Raw genomic sequence first — 15,539 nt, 5'->3', positions numbered from 1 at the left:
AGGTTGAAGTCAACGCTCCAGTTTGTCGTGTAGCTGGATTTATTTATGCCGGCAAATATAGGCGTCCAGTCAATTACAACGGAACTCAAAGAGCTTGTCCCGGAATATACCTTGTACCAGGCGCTTGAAAGCCTGCTTTTTGAATCCGCAAAATCAATGTTGTAAGATGTTCCGGATTGTGTCCTCCACGTTTCGTCTCCGGCCTGGTTGTCTGTTATAACGGGTGTGGTTGTGTCTTTTAATACGTAAAACACGTTTGAAACTGTAGTTGTATTTCGTACGTTGTCATAAACCTTGACCGAAACATAGTTAGTAACGCTCTCCTTTAAATCTGAAAAGCTCACCTGCCAGTTGCTCGTATAATTTACGACATTTGTACTTATTGTAATATAAGTCCAGGCTTTAATGTTGCCGGTCGGAGTTGTTGACGACGAGACACAATATAAGGCGTCTTTGAGAAGGGAATCGTTGTCTTTAAAATCTACGTTATAATTCCTTCCCTGAGAGGTCTGCCACTGGCTGTCCCCGCCTGATTCAGAGTTGGTGACTTGAGGGGTTATAGAATCCCCTTTAACGTAAAAAACGTCTTCTTTGTAGCTGGAGTTACCCGCCATATCATAGGTGCGTACAGAGATGTGGTTTTTACCGGTAGTAAGTGACGAGAAATTTACGCCCCAGTCGGCAAAATACGTCTGGCTGTTGAGGTTTGTAAAAATATTCTGCCAGTCGAGTATCTTATCCCCTTTCATGCCAGTTGACGTATAAACAATGTACTGGGCATTGTTGAGTTTTGAGAGGTCGTCCTGGAAATTAATTTTGTAAATATTCCCCGGGTTTGCCTTGTACCAGTTATCGTCGCCAGTCTGGTTGTCGCCAATTACAGGATTCGTTGTATCCTTGTTTACGTAGAATACATAGCTCGTTGACTGAGTGTTGTTGCTGGTTTTATCGAAGGCTTTAACCCAGACATAGTTTTTACCTTGATTTAGTCCGCTGAAAATTGATGACGAAAGAGACCAGTTGGTTGTGTAGTTATCCTGGTTTATGTCACTGACACAGTCCGTCCAGCTAACTACGGTGTTGTTTCCTGCGGCATCGGAAGTTGCCTTAGCCTGCACCTTATTTAAGTGGCTCCCTCCGGTATCCTGGAAATCAACGTTATAGGCAGTATCGCTGTTATTCCTGTATGTATCATCTCCTGCCTGGTTGTCAACGATAGTCGGAGGAATAACGTCAGACTTATCATAAGCGAAGGAAAAAGGTTTCCAGGATAGTGTTGTGCTGTTATCCGGCCAGTCCGGGACAGGGTCAACGTGTTCTGGCAAAGATGTCTGCCAAAGTGTACCCGTCCATAACCTGGTTCTCACATCAGCGTCCATTCCAAGGCCTGTAAGCATAATCTTGCTTGAATCAGGGTCGGACTGGAGTTCTATTGTTACCAGGTCGTCGTCCCACATATAGTCGCTCTGGTTTGGCGAGTTGTTTAAGGCCGCAGGTACCCAGTGGTTTACGGAGTCCCAGGTAGCATAAGCAAAATCGCGCCTTGTTCCGCCGTTAGTGTAACAAAGATAGAGTTTACTGCTCGAATTCCAGGTAAGGTCAAACCTGCGGGTCGCCTGGCTGCCGCAGGTTGCGTCTTCCGCATTGTCGACCCAGCCGGTTATGTTCCAAATATCTACGTTAATGTCTTGGTTTGAACAAAGAGTCGCAAGCCCTATTCTGTCCGAGTTTTTGTCAGGAGATAACCGCACCCAGTTAAAATCACCCGTGGTTGTTAGATTAGGAACATTAAAAGGGCCCTTCCAGCCGGATGAAGAGTAGTATATCTCATATTTCAGGATATTTACCTCTTCGGTCCATACGCTGATGTATTTACCCCCGCTTGAATCCCAGGCAGAGTCGCAGTCCTGGTTTACAATGTTTTCTGATGCTATGGTATGTATCCTTTCATCAAACGGGGAACCTGAATATGAAGAGCCTTTCCATATTTCAGTCATTATGTTATAATTTGCGTTTTTAACCAGGAAAAATATTTCATCTGAACCGGGTTTTGACGAACCTTTTATCCATCGGAGTTCGGAAGCTTGTGATACATCCTGTGTTTGTACAGGTGCCCAATATGTGCTTTTCCATACCCTGTAGCCGAGCTCGCTGGATGTCCCTGGTCTTGCAAAAACAACCACACAGTTTCCCGATAATTCCTCGTAAACTATGTCAAAGGCCTGGAAATTTGTGACCGCGGTTGCAGTGCTCCATTCCTGGCTCCACTGCGAACCGTTCCATCTCATTATATAGAGAGTATAAATGCCATTGGCGGAGTTGTAGTTTACTGTTCCCAGCATTTTTTCGTCTCTTGCAGACGGGCAGCTCTTCAGCCGCGACCATCTCATCGCGCCTAAAAACGTGCCCTGCACCTGTGTTTCTGAACCGTCCCAGGTACCGTTGACATATTTCTTGTAATACGGGTTAGTATTCCCGCTTTTGCCGTAGACAATCATTCCGCCGCGCGAGCCCGGCTGTCCCGGAGCCGCGCTTGTAGTTGAGCTGACATCCGAGTAGTTGTTTGCTTCGTCAAACACCCTTATCGCAAACCAGTATGTTTTTGTAATATCGAAGTTGGTTAAGGTTTGCTGTTCCTTGCTCCCGCTGTTAAGTGGCACCCAGGTCTGCGTGTAAGTGGAAATATTCGGTTTGTTGAAATTTGCGGGGCTGAAATTGAAAGTTGCGTATTTAATCAGATAGCCCGTAGAAGCACCGGTATAACTGTTATCTCCGGTTGAAGTCCAGGTAAGGTCTATCTGCTCCTGATAAGCACCTGTGGCAGCTGCAAGGTTTGTTATTTTTGCAGGTGGTGTTGCATCTTTTCCGGAAAGCGTTTTTGTGGAGTTTGATATTGAACTCCAGTTATTTGCCTTGTCCCTGATTTTCAGCCAGGTGTAATAGGTAGTTGCAGAAGCAAGGCCGGTCACGGTATAAAACTGTCTTCTTCCCTTAGCGGAAGTTGTAGGTATATACAGGGAATAGTCCGCATTGTCCCAGGTGTCGAGTGCGTCAGGCGTATATCTTACATTGTAAAGCCCGTTTTCAAGAATATCGTTTAAGAGTCCGTCATCTGCTGTCAAGGTCCAGGAGAGCCTTACCTGTCCTTCAGTACCTGCTCTTGACGCAAGGTCGGTAATACCCTGCGGAGCTATCGTATCTTTTTTAACGAAAAATGCGTTTGTCACTGACGCGCTTAAACCTGCATTATCAAAACCGCGCACTGAAACATAGGCATAGCTTGTTTTTAATACATTAAAGTCTGCGTCTGCTATTGCAAGAGGGGTTGTGTAGGAGTTTGCATTAATACCAGCCGCATAACTATGCCACGGGACTACAACCCCCCAGGTTCCGGACATAATGCTGTATTGGGCATAACCGAGCAGGCTTGAGCCTCCGTCGTTGTATTGAATGTTGTACGTATATGAGTTTGAATTAATCCAGGTCGTAACACCTGTTTGAAGGTCATTTACTATAGGCACGGCCGAGTCTTTCTTGATAAAGAAAGCGTCGTTTAGAGAAACAGTGCGGTCTGCGCTGTCTGTACATTTTACAGAAATGTAGTTTGTTCCAGCAGACAGGGAACTGAACTGCACTGTCCAGTCCGCGTTGTAGTTTTTTGTAGGAGTTGTTGTAATATCTTTCCAGGGGATCAATTCAGTGCCTGTAAGGTTTTGCCCGGTACGTGCGGTATACTGTATAAGGACCAGCTGCGGTGCTCCTGCCACTGAAAAATCCACGTTGTAGGCTCTGCCGGCAGAGGTCTGCCAGGTATTGTCACCATTTGTCTCATGGTTTGTTATTACAGGCGAATCTATGCTGACCATAAAGTTGCTCGTTGAAGTAAACGTAGCGTAGTTTCCTGCTAAATCCTTTGCCCGGACTCTCCACCAGTATGTAGTTTGCTGAAGTTCTTTTGAAACTTGTGAAACTAACGTTGTCGAACTGAACGCCAGGACAGAGCAGTTCGCTAAGGTTGAAACCTGAACTTCATAGTATTCAAGCCCGGAGGTTTGTTCAACCGCATCGCTCCAATTAAGGTTTACAAGCGTAGTATTTGAAAAACCGTAGTCTTCCGGCGTAATTAAAGCTATATTTTTAGGAGCTGTTGTATCTGATTTTACTGTAAACACATCGGACTGCACGGTGTTTCCCAGGTTATCGCTTACTATAAACCTCAACTTGTTCTGTGTTTCTGATTCCCGCAAAGGTATGGAAGTAGCCGTAGAAACCTGCAGTGCCGTTGTACCGCTTGTTCCGGATGTAGCTATAACTGTCGTGGACGTTTCTATGGTCCAGGATGTGCCGCCGTTAGTTGAATATTTAATACACGAGGAGTTGTAATCTGAGGCTATTTCTTCTGCGCTTAAAGCCTTATTTAAAACACGCACCTCATCAATCTGCCCCTGCCAGGAAGTGCCGTAGGTTGCATTAAAGATACCGATACGCAGTTTTGACGGCTGGTTGGGTATGGATGTCCCTGAATAGGAAAAAGTGGAATCAAGTTTGCCGTCATAATATATCTTTTTACGGGACGAGCTTGGAGCAGTGCCGTCAAAGGTAACTGCAACGTGGTGCCACTGGTTTGCAGGTAAGGCAAAAATGCTCGGGTTCCTGTCTGCCGCTCCAACTATATCAAAATTCACATGCCTGTCGGTAAAAAGGAATACAGAATAACAGGTTTCAGAATCGGCGGCTGTCCTTTTTGAAACAATGCCTCTTGGGTTTGCGTCATTTGCAGTGTCTCTTACCCAGGCTTCAATTGTAAGAGCTGGCATACCGTCTAAGCTTGTGTGGTCATTTGTTTCAATCCAGTCGTTTGTTCCGTCAAAGGTTGCCATGTTTTCGCTGCCGCCTGCTGATTTCCACGTGGCCATATTTGTCCAGGCAAAGTTTGTGCTTGAAGCAGTTGACAGAACATGGCTGTAAACCGAGGAGTCTGAGAGATTGCCGTTAAGATGAAGCAGTATTACGGTATTGGTAGAAGCTGCAAGCTCTGATTTCCCCACTCTTAAACCGCTTTGTGAATCTGAGAGGTTTATCCTGGCCTTCGGATTTGTTTTGTTATTCCAGGAGGTTTCGCCTATCCAGGAAAGGTCTGCTTTTTGCGTATGGAACGTGCTAAAAACAGGGGCTGTGAGGTCTTTTCTGACAAAGAAAGCATCGCTGTACGTAGAAGTGTTTCCGGCAAGGTCGGACATCTGAATTGTTACGTACGAAGTACCGTTCTGCATAAGACCAAACGTTGTATCAGCAAGTTTCCAATCCTGAGTATAGGTATAAACATTTGATGTTAAGATAATCCGCCAGTTGTCCAGCATGCTTCCGGCCTGGTTAGGTTGTGAATAGACAAGAGTTTTTAACTGGTTTAGAGGCGCAAATTCCACATAGTTGAAATCTACGTTATAACTTGCATTATTTGCGGTACGCCAGGTAGTATCTCCTGACTGGTTGTTAATTATTGAAGGAGGAGTTGTGTCCTTTTTAATGTAGAATACATCTTCTTTTTGCGACAAATTGCCTGCATTGTCATAAGCCCTTACGGAAACATAGTTTGAAGTGCCCTGAGGCAGGGTGTTGTCTATCCACCAGTCAGTGGCATAGGCCGCCGAGTTGATATTTGAAACAACGGTGGTCCAGTCGCGTATCTGGCTGCTGTCCATTCCTGTTGAACTGTAAATCGTGTACTGGAACAGGGAAAGGTTTGAGCCGCCCGTATCGGCAAAATCCACGTTGTATGTTATACCGGTATGGCTTACCCACGGGTCAAGTAACTCGTTATGGTAGTCATAAACAACAGGCGAAGTGGTATCCTTTCTTACATAGAAAACATCTTCCTGGGTTATTTCATTTCCTGCAAAGTCATTAACTTTTACCGATATGTAGTTAGTCCCTTCCCGCAGGGAATTGAAGTCTACCTGCCAATTGTCCGTAAACTGGTTTTCATAAAGCGATGAAAAAACAGGTGTCCAGGCAAGGACCATTGACCCACCCCTGTTCTGCGAAGTATAGACAGTATAGGAGCAGTCTTTGAGAAGAGATGCGTTGTCAAGGAAATCAACGTTATAGGTAGTACCTTGAGAGCTTCTCCATTCTGTGTCGCCTGACTGGCTGTCTGTTATTACAGGCATAGTTGTGTCTTTCATTATATAAAACGCATTGGCGAGCTCTGCTGAATTCCCTGATTTATCGTAAACCCTGATGCTTACATAGTTCTTTCCTGATACAAGGTTTTCCCATTTATCGTCAATTGTCCAGTTCTGGGTGTAAGCTGCAGAGTCTATATTGGTTAAAAACGAGTACCAATTGACAAGGACATTGCTAAGAGAATCCGTGATTTTATATTGAGCATAGTCCAATTTCGAACCGCCGGTATCAGCAAAATCAACGTTGTAGGTTGTGCCCTGCTGGCTGCGGTAAGTGTCATCGCCTCCCTGGTAATTAGTTATAATCGGTATAGCAGTATCTTTTAAAACGTAAAACACGTTATTTAAAGTTGTTTCGTTTGAAGCATTATCGCTTGCTTTTACGGAAACATATGCTTTACCCTGAGGGAGAAGGTTAAACTGGCTTTCATTAAACTGTATTTCGCTGTTATAGCCGGAGGAAGAAACAGAGGTTTCAAAATTGTACCAGTCAAGTATTATGCCTGCTCCTGTTGTTGAAGAACATATTTTATACGACAGGTTATTGAGCTTGGAGTTTCCCAAATCATAAAACTCTATATTATATACAGTTCCGTTTGAAGAACGCCAGGAGTCATCGCCGAGCTGGTAATCATAGATTTCAGGGGAAGTATTGTCTTTTCGAACATGGAATACATCATTTGAAGTTGTGCAGTGAAGGAGGGTATCATAAACCCGTACTGAAATATAATTAGTCGCACCGTTTAAGCAGGCGGAATAATCTATAGGCCAGTCCGAGGTATAGCTTTCTTCTCCAACATTTAATGCGATATTAGCCCAGTTTTTAAGCTGAGTGCCTGTCCTTGCGGGCTCAGAGTATAGGCAGTATTGGATATCTTTTAGAAGCGAGTTGTAATCAAAAAAATCAACATTATAAGTTGTGCCTCCTGCATTGCGCCAAACATTATCTCCTCCTGCGATGTTGTTTACTATGCTTATCGTGTTTGTATCTTTCTTTATGTAAAACAAGTTGTCAATTTGCGATATATTGCCTGAAGTATCTGATGACCGGACGCTGACGTAGTTATAACCGCAATGGAGCGAAGTAAAATTAACCTGCCAGTTATTCCTGTATTCATGGGAATATATATTCTCTGCTATGTTTGTCCAGTTAATTAGAACAGTTCCGGAAAAGGACGAGTTTGTAACTTTATACTGGCAATAGCCAAGACCTGCTCCATTATCGACGAAATCAACATCATAAGTAGTACCGGATTCTTTTCTCCACGTATTGTCCCCAGAAAAGTTTAACTCAACTTGCGGTCCGGAGGTATCTTTTCTTACATAAAAGGCGTCGTATTTTATGCTCGATACATTGCCGGCATTGTCATAAGCCCTGACAGAAATGTAATTTGTGGTTTCGTTTAATAGAGCATTCCATACAGCGGCTGGAAGCTGCCAGTCTGTCTCGTACAAAGGCGTGTTAAGTCCGGATGAAACCGCTGTCCAGTTGCACAATTGGCCCGTGCCGGACTGGGCTGAGGATGCAAACACTTCAAACGAAGCTACGTTGCTTCCGTTATCGTCTCTTATATCAACGTTGTATAGCGCAGAGCCAGCTTTCTGCCAGGGGTTAAGGTCCTGCTGCTGGTCAATAATAACAGGCGCACTGGTATCTTTCTTGATGAAAAACGCATTGTTTATTGAAGCGGACAACCCTGCATAGTCAAAAGCCTTTACTGAAACATAGCTGTAGGAAGTGCGTAAGAGAGAGAAATGCTGAGAAGATAAAGCCAGTGCGGTGGTGTAGTGGGAATTGTTTATTCCTGAAGCATAAGTGTACCAGTCAATTATAACACCACCTGTTCCTGAAACAACTTTGTACTGAACGTAAGAAAGGCTTGAAACGTAGTCTTCATAATTTATTGAGTAGGCCCCGTTGTTGGTTTTCCTCCAGGTATTATCTCCGCCTGAAACATTGTTTGTTATAGAAGGCGGATTTGTGTCCTTTAGGACATAAAATACGTCTTCCATAAGAGTGTTCTTGCCGGAGGTATCAAGGACCTGTATGGAAATGTGGTTTTTCCCCTGTACAAGAGCATTCCAGGTGCTTTGCGGTATTGACCAGTTACTTGTGTACGCAGGGGCGTTGATGTCTGCAATCTTTGTCCAGGTCGACAACCGTATCCCCTGGCGGTTTAACTGGCTGAAGGCACAGATCTGGAAGTAGGTAAGGTTATCATACCCGGATGACGAAAAATCAACGTCATACATTCCTGTATTTGCGGTTTTCCAGGTATCGCTCCCTGCCTGGTTATCATAAATTATCGGCGAAGCCTGCTTGCGCACGTAAAATACGTCTTTTAATACCGTTGAAGAGTTTGCCAGGTCATAAGCCCGGACTGAAACGTAGTTATAACCCGGATGGCATGCGCCGAAATCTATACCCCAGTTTTGATTATAAAATGTAGTGCCTGGATTTAAAAATATCTGGGTCCAGGTTTTTCTTAAAGTTCCCCCCATATCGGTTTGAGAGTACATCGTATATTCGGCTTTTTGCAGTCTGATGTTATCCTTGAAATCTACGTTAAAAATAGAACCCGGGTTAGCTGCGTACTGGGTATCATCGCCGGTTTGGCTGTCAACTATCTGGGGAGGAGTTGCGTCTTTCTTAATATAGCAAACGTCGTTTAAAAGCGAGAGGCTGTTTCCTGCAATATCGTAGGTCCTTACAGAAACGTAATTTGTGCCTCCTTCCTGCAGTGCGCTGTAATTAACCTGCCAGTCCTGGGTATAGTTCTTGCCTGTGTATGTGTTTGTGTCAAAAACAGTTGTCCAGTCAATCTTTTTTATGCCGGAGCGGTTCGGTTGTGTCCAGACAGTATAGTGTGCCTTTAGAAGCCCGCTGGCCAGGTCCTGAAAGTCTATATTGTAAACAGTTCCTGAGAGGCTTTTCCAGTTATCATCGCCGGTTTGGTTATCTGTAATTTTTGCTGGTGTAGTGTCCTTTAAAATATAGAAGGCATCGTTTTGTTCATTTGAATTTCCGGCAGTGTCGTAGCTACGGACAGAGACGTAATTTGTTGATTGTTCTATAAGATAGCTGAAGTCAACAGGCCAGTTCTGGGTATAGGATTTTGTGTTTGTAGATGTAAATATGCCTGTCCAGTCTTTGACAAGTGTTCCTGTTTTGTTTTTTTCTGTGTAAATTGTGTATTGGGCGTAATCAAGAGAAATGTTGTCATTAAAATCTATGTTGTAAGTTTTTCCCGGTACAATCTGCCATTGGTTGTCACCGGACTGGCCGCTTGTAATTATTGTTGGGACAGTTGTGTCTTTTTTAATAAAGAAAGCATTCACAAGAGTAGCAGAGGAAGCTGTGTTATCAAAGATGCGGACAGAAACATAGCTGTAAGATGTTGTCAATAAAGAAAAGTGTGATAAAGAAATCGGAAAATCGGCAGTGTAGCTTGCAGCATTTATATTTGAAACATAGGTGTACCAGTCAACTATTACGCCTCCTGTGCCGGAAGTTATTTTGTACTGCGCATAGCTCAGGCTGCTTCCGCCGGTATCATTATAGTCTATGTTGTAAGAAGCATTGTTAGTTTTACGCCAGGTATCGTCTCCTGCCTGGTTATCTGTTATGGCAGGAGAAGCAGTGTCTTTTTTTACATAGAAAGCATCGTCGAGAGATGAAGCATTGCCTGCATTGTCCTGGCAGCGGACAGAAACATAGTTTATACCCTGTTTAAGCGAAGAGAAAAGGAGATTCCAGTCAGTCAGATACTGGGCTGTAGATTGCCCGGAAAAAATATAAGTCCAATCGATAATTGTGTTTCCCTGCTGGTTTTGTTCGCTTGTTACCTTATACTCAGCCTGTTTTAGAAGGGAATAGCTAAGGTCTTTAAAATCAACGTCATACCCGTCTATTTTAGATGAACTTCTCCAGGTGTTGTCGCCTAACTGGTTTTTTGTAATCTGCGGGCTTGTAACGTCTTTGTTTATGTAGAAAACATCGTTTACTGTTTTTGTTGAACCCGCAACGTCAACAACTTTTACCCCGATGTAGTTTTTCCCTTCGTTTAATGAAGCAAATACAACAGGCCAGTTTGTTGCATAGGATGGCTGGTTATATCCCGGGTTTACTATATACGTCCAGTCAGTTAAAGGATTTGCGCCGCCTGCGGAAGCAAAAACCCTGTACTGTATGTGGTTTATCCCGGATAAAGGGTCATAAAAATCAACGTTATAAGTTTTTCCAGACTGTTTTTGCCATTCGTCATCTCCTGATTGTCCTGTTGCGTCAACCGATGCCTGTATGGTGTCTTTTTTTATGTAAAAAACGTTGTTTGCCGATGAATTGAATCCGGCATTGTCATAAACCCTGACTGAAATGTATGAAAAAGACGTGGGAAGCAGGTTAAAATGAGCGTTTAGAATTGAAAAATCGGCACTGTACGAGATTTGGTTGATGTTTGAAGCGTAAGTGTACCAGTCGGCTATTACCCCTCCTGTTCCGGATGTTATCTTATACTGGACACTGCTGAGTTTAGACTGGTTGTCAGTATAATTTATCTGATAAGTGCCTGTATTAGACAGGTGCCAGGTGTTATCGCCGGTCTGGTTATCCGTAATTATGGGTGCCGTCAAATCTTTTTTTACGTAAAATGCGTTTGGAAGAGTTGTATAGTTTCCTGCGGTATCATAAGCCTTTACTGAAATGTAGTTTGTGGTTCCTTCAAGAAGCGCATTCCAGACCGCAGCAGGAATCTGCCAGTTTAAATTATAGTATGTCGCTCCTATACTGAGCACGTTAGTCCAGGATACAAGGTCAGGGCCTCCGGTCGAAGCTTTTACCTGAAAATAGTTAAGTTCCAAATCATCGTTAAAATCTATATTGTACGTACCGTTGTTTGCTGTTCTCCAGAGCGAATCTCCGGTCTGGTAGTTATGAATTTCAGGGTTAGACATATCGATTCTGAAACTGCGGGTGGAAGAATACTGCGAATAATTACCTGCAGCATCTATTGTCCCGATTCGCCAGAAATACCTTTTGCTGGCCATAGATATAGAAATATATGAATTGCTCGTTGTTGAGGAATATGTTATGGGGTTAAAGTTTGAAGAAGTTGCAGCCTGAAAAGTATAATTTTCTAAACCGGAGGTCAGGTCTGATGAATCGCTCCAGTCAAAGTTTATTGTTGAAACTGTAAAAATTGAATTGTCATTCGGAGAAACGAGGTTTGGCACGGCTGGAGAGGTTGTATCAATTTTTATTGTATAAACGCTTGATTCTACGCTGTTCCCAGCCATGTCCTTTATAACAAACTTGACCTTTGATTTATTCGAAGATTCAATTAAAGGCACGGCAGTTGCGGTTGAAGTCTGGACAGCTGTCGTACCGTTTGTTCCAGAAGTAATAGAGGACATGGAGTTCCAGGTGCTCCCGTTGTTGGTTGAATAGCGCAGGCTTGCGCCTGTTTCATAGTTTGAGACAATCTGCTCTGCATTTAAAGTTCCGCTTGTTATTCGGACTTCGTCTATAATTCCGTCAAAATAGCCGGGATAGTTCCCTACACCTATACGGAGGTTCGTTGGATCTTTATCTGTAACTCCGCTTTGGGATTGAGGAGTGCCGACTTCCTGGCCATTTATGTATGTCCGTATATAAGTGCCTTTAACACCCACTATGTGATACCAAGTCCCGGTCTGGGGTACCCACGGGTAATCAGGGCTCACAAAGGCATTATTGCTGAATACAAAAAACCTTAAAGTGTTTCCGTTCATAAGATAAAGCGCCCATCTCCTGTTAGTGCCGTCATCTATAGATGCTATAACCCTGTTGCCTGAAACTGAATTAAACTTAACCCAGGCTTCGACCGTGAAATAATCCAGGGCAAGGCTTGACGGTTGCCCGCAGTTCACATACTGGCTTGAACCGTTAAAACTCAGGGCATACGTTGAACCGTTAAGAGGCCCCGCGTCTGTTGTCCAGGATGCATTGCAAGATATTGCATCATTGTTGTATTCTGATTCATCGTACGGGAGTCCTGTGCCTTCGTTAAAATGCATTAAAAGCCGTGTACTTGAAGCTAAAGACAGCTGGCTGCGGCTCATCCTAAGCCCGGAGCCTGGGTCCTGTATTTTAATTCTTATATCCGGCAGTTTATTGTCATTCCATTGTGTTTCGTTTATCCAGCTTAAATCAAGTTTTTTTGAAGCAAAACTTCCGATTATGCTCGGAGGGGTCGTGTCTATGAGAAAGCTCCTTGTACTTGACCAAGTGGAGTAATTTCCAACGCTGTCCTTACTCCTGACACGCCAATAGTATTTTCCGTCGCTTGAAAACGCGGCTGTTGAATAAGACTGGGTTAAGGTTTTTGTATATTCTGGCGAACCGAAATTCACGTCGTTATCAGCCTGTATTTCATAATAGGAAAACCCGCTCATGGCATCTGTAACGTCGGACCAGTCAAACGATGCGCTTGAATAGTTTATTGAAAGATTGTCATCAGGCACAAACAGGGTCGGTATAGCAGGCGGAGTAGTATCCTTTTTAACGTAAAACGCGTCAACCAGTGTTCTTGTTGAACCGGCTACGTCCCAGGCTCTTACGGAAATGTAGTTAAAGCTGGAACGAAGCAAGTTGAAATCAAGGGAAAAATTCTGAGTATAGGAAGCGACATTTGTCGAAACAGCTATATTTGTCCATTCAAGAACCTGAGTTCCCTGTCTGTTGGGATAAGTATAAGCACAATACTGTATGTCCTGGACTTTAGACAGAGTGTCAAGGAAATCTATGTTATAAATAGAACCGGGGTTTGTTCCCCTCCAGGTATTATCGCCGCTTTGACCGGTTGCGATAATCTGTGGCGGTGTAGTGTCTTTTTTAACGTAAAATATATCGTTTGAATATTCATGGCTGTTTCCTGCTATATCAAATGTTTTTACCCTGATGTAATTGTACCCTGAACGGCAGGCTGAAAAGTTTATGGGCCAGTCTGTAGTATATCTATTTTGGTCTAAGTTAAAGAAAACCGTTGTCCAGGCAAGAAGCTGTTCGCCAGTCTGTTCCGGGCCGGAGTAAATCGTGTACTGGGCAGTTGCAAGCCCGGAAAGCTGGTCTTCAAAATCTACGTCATAAGTTGTCCCTGAAGCTGTTGCCGTTGTGAGCCATTTATCATAACCAAGCTGGTAATCGTAAGCAAGCGGGATCTGCTGGTCTATACCGAAATCAAAATACAAATCGCCTGCGCCTTCAGGATAATACTGCCAGTTTGAATAATTACCGTTTCCTTTTACCCGGACTTGCCAGTGGTAAGTAGTGTTTGCAGTCAACCCTATCAAAGTAAACGTAGATATTACTGGCATGCCGGAATAACTTGCAGCAGTTAAATTGTTTGTATAGGTATTGCTAAACTCTGTCTTTGCGTCACGAATTTCAAGTTCTGCTATAAGTGAATCAGTCAGGCAGGGTGAAGATGACTTAAAGATGAGTTTGAGGTTTGTGTCAGAAATCCATTTCTTTTGGGCTAGTGTACCAGAAAGGTCGGTTTTATACTGGACTAGGTTATATGGTTTGTTTGGCGGAGAAATGTATTCGTATACCGTATGGCTTTTACCGGCGAAGCTAGCTCCGTTAAGTGATACAGAATACTGTGCAGTAGCATTTGCATCTCCTGTAGTAACATCACTAGTTGCGTCGTATAAAACAATTGCCCCGTGGGTTTCTGTCTGCGTGCGGTGCTGTACTGATTGCGAGCCTGTATTAACCTGTATTGTTGTTGATGGATTTTGGTCAGCTGTAGAATTGTCTTCAGAATAGTCAAATCTTAATTCGTCCCAGCAGCTCCTCAAGGTCTTTACTCCGAGAGGCGTTTCTGGATTTGGAAAATAAAGATTAAATCCTGTACCATAAGACGATGTAAAACCGGTTGATTGGCCTGCGAATGTCTGGTAAGACTCAGTAAACGAACCCTCGTTTGTATAGTCATAGGTAACTATAAGTTCTGCTCCGCACCCTCCGAGCCCGGTCAAGGCATCGATTGTAAGCTCTACAGCATTTCCGTTTGCCCAAGAGCCTTTTCTTTGGGTCATGTCATGGAAGAGCCTGAAACCGCTGGTGTTGGGTGTCTGCGCATAAAGAGCATAGGTCCTGTTAGGCATGGAGACAGAGTTAATTTTGGAATCGAGAGACATGTTGTTAGAAGAATTGACATTAAAGGAACCGAATATTTTTGCATAAATTCTTTTAATCGTTACTCCGCCTTCGTTTAAATATATATTTTTGCTCAGCGCCTGCTGGGCATCTGCCGTGTTATTCTGTCCGAGAATATAACTTACTGTTTTTGTTTTAATAGAAGAGTTTCTTGAAAACTCATAAGTAACTACGCATTCACCTCCAAGGCCGAAGAGTTGAGGATTTGTATCATTGAGGCTGTTAGCTATCTGGACGTTTAAGGTCTGCTGGGTATTTACAGAAAATCCTGCTGGAAGGGTATTTGATGCGTCATCAAGGTAAAAGATATCAAAACTGCTTTCGCTCTGGTTATAAAAACCCATTGTTGAAGAAGCTGCGCCGCCGTTTATGTTAAGGCGCATATATCCGTTAATGTTGTTTCCGCCGTAACGCCTAAGGCCAAAGACTTCAAACCACTGGGTTCTAACGGTTACGTTAGAATCCTCTATCTCTGCCCTGTAAGTAAAAGGATAAGTCTGCCATTGTGCTCCCTCTGTTGCTGCTGTTTGGCGGGAGGCTGTTGAACTGGACATCACTGAATAAAGAGGAAAACGTACGGTCTTGATCTGTGTAGGAGAATTGTCGTCATATTCGTAAGTGATAAAAAGCTTCATTGTGTGTGCCTGTGACCGTGTTCCTGCGACGGTTATGGCGGCAGTATATGTTTGAGACGCTGCAGCGGATATCACATTTGTTACATCTACTTTATAACCTGACTTAAAATGCTCGCCGGTCTGGTAAAATGACAAAGCAGTTGCAGCGGAGCGGTCATGTGAAGCGGAACCTCCCTGGTCAAATTCTACCGTGAGGCTGGTAACATCATTATTGCCTACGCCTTCGAACTCTGTCTCCAAGAATGCATTTCTTATCACAACCCCGTTCTCCGGCATGTAAACCGTTATGGTGGGAAATGAGAATTTGGTTCCACCTCCCAGGTAGTTTGCGGTATTGTAATATCCCCCAAAGTTCCATTCGATTGTTTTTATCCTGGTCCTTGCAAAAAGCAGTGAAGGCAAGATAAAAAGGAATACTAAGACAAATGATATGATTCTAGATATCGGCAGCCGGAATCCTCTGCCGGAACAATAACTTAAAATGTTTAAGTTGAACTGTAAGAAACGGTTTTTAATCAT

At 43.5% G+C, this 15,539-nt stretch carries 1 protein-coding gene (running past one end of the window); it reads right to left on the bottom strand.

Translation table 11 applies throughout. From position 1 onward, the window contains the following. Window positions 1-15,539, bottom strand: partial view of a hypothetical protein gene (locus LHV68_03575; protein ID MCB4790947.1) — the 5' end (the start) only. Its footprint begins 15,838 nt before the window's first position; the window shows 15,539 of its 31,377 coding nt (coding positions 1-15,539); the start codon lies at window positions 15,537-15,539; the stop codon falls past the left edge of the window.

The sequence above is a fragment of the Candidatus Liberimonas magnetica genome, assembly GCA_020523885.1.
Lineage (GTDB): Bacteria > Elusimicrobiota > Endomicrobiia > Endomicrobiales > JAFGIL01 > Liberimonas > Liberimonas magnetica.
Note: the sequence above shows the minus strand (reverse complement) of the source record. Positions and strands in the feature narration are given on the sequence as shown.